At 54.9% G+C, this 1,714-nt stretch carries 2 protein-coding genes; both read left to right on the top strand.

The window, feature by feature from the left end:
* The coding region (locus BM066_RS27235; RefSeq protein WP_255367729.1) for an RHS repeat-associated core domain-containing protein at positions 1–711 on the top strand (711 nt) is incomplete at its 5' end.
* 21 nt (positions 712–732) lie between these two features.
* Positions 733–1,119: a phosphoribosylaminoimidazole synthetase gene (locus tag BM066_RS26260; protein ID WP_143093828.1), complete on the top strand. Its 387-nt coding sequence runs from the start codon at positions 733–735 to the stop codon at positions 1,117–1,119.
* Positions 1,120–1,714: the final 595 nt, after the last annotated feature.

Genomic DNA, 1,714 nt, shown 5'->3' with positions numbered 1-1,714 from the left:
CAGATCTGGCTGCCGGAGGTGGGGCTGTACCACTACAAGGCCCGGGCCTATTCTCCGACCCTGGGGCGGTTTCTCCAAACCGACCCCATCGGGTATGGCGACGACCTGAACTGGTACGCCTACGTCGGCAACGATCCTGTCAATCACAGCGATCCTTCCGGCAACCAGGCTGTCAATTGCAGCTTTACCGAAGGCAAGGGTGGGTCTTGCGCCTATTCGGATGACGGTAAGGAGAGTCTGACCGTTACGACGTCGTATACAAACAAAGATGGAAAAACTAGCAGCCTAACTAAAGAGTATAGCGCGTCAACCGTCTCCAAAGTCGGTAGCATTTCCTCATTTATTAGTGCGCAGTACAAATACGGGATGGGTGTTTCAGCGAGAGAGTCCAACCCAGACTACAGTTTGGATTTGGGCAAGCTCGTTGACACTATGGCTTCCGCTATGGGCTTTGGGTTGCCTGGCAATGGCCCCAATTCCAAAGGCAGCACCGGGCGACCTCCGCAGAACTTGAAAGAGCAGGTTGCGATGCGTGAGGCTCAATCCAAGCCAGAGGCTGGGGGGCCGGTAGACGTTCGAGGCGGGATGCAGGACGGTCGCTGGCCGGGCTCCGACGGGTGGGAAAAGCGGAGACAAAACATCAACGGCGTGGAAGTTCACTATAATTACAACACTAGAACGCGCGCGACAGATGATTGGAAAATTAAATAGGACGCTATGGCTATGAAATGTGTGTGTAAGTATTCGAAATACGGTGACGTTCCCAATGAGGAAAAGTCATTCGATGGATTGGACAGTGCAATTTATGACGTCGATGTCGGATCAACATACACAATTTATGGGCAATCTATTTTTAAGGGTAAGTTGAAGTATTTGATTGATCCGCAAGATAACTCGCGCCCAAATTGGTATCCAGCGGAGCTATTTGATATTGTAGATGGTTCCCCTGGGAGGGGGTGGGAGTTTCAATACTTTCCCCGCGACGCAAAGGGTGATCTTGGCGCGCTTTGGGGCTACAGAGAACTGGTTCGCGATGTCGAACACTTCAACAACCTGGCAGACAGGGAGGAAGCAGCCTTGCTGGCTTTTGCGAGGCAGAAAGCCGTCAGGCCTGCATAGTCGCTCCCCTAGCGCCGCCGCAACGGTCTTCGCTACGCCGATCGTTCGCTACGGCGCCTTGTGGTGGCGCGCTCCAAGATCGGCTCCTAGCGCCGTGGCTTTGTCGATAATCCGTAATTTTATGTAATGTCTCTGGCGTTTCCGCTCGCGTACCGCGATTGGTTGTTTATGGACCCCCTTAAGAGAGTCTTTGGGCGGCCTGTTCAGCGCAAAAATCCCCTTAAAATGGCACTACACCATACGCACCTCTCGGTGCTCGTAACGCTTTGACTTATCTATACTAATCGGATCGCTGATTTTTAGGGGCACTACTCGCCGTACTACCAAATCCCGAAAACCCCAATCTCATCAACGCCGAACTCACTACCGGGGGCACTACATCGGCGGCCTCGAACGCGGCGCGTCCGACAGGGCCGATTGCGGCCTGGAATCGGGGGCGCCAACATGGTCGTCGAGCAGGGCGCGGACGAGGCCTGGGTTGATTTGAGCCTTGGTGTTGATGGGTGGCAAGAGGCCGGTGCGCGGAGCTATCAGCCTGCGCAGCGTGCCGGCCGGTCTCTCCGCAGAAGGCGCTGGCGTACTCCCTGGGCGTCAT

The organism is Caulobacter sp. UNC279MFTsu5.1 (genome assembly GCF_900114015.1).
Lineage (GTDB): Bacteria > Pseudomonadota > Alphaproteobacteria > Caulobacterales > Caulobacteraceae > Caulobacter.
Note: the sequence above shows the minus strand (reverse complement) of the source record. Positions and strands in the feature narration are given on the sequence as shown.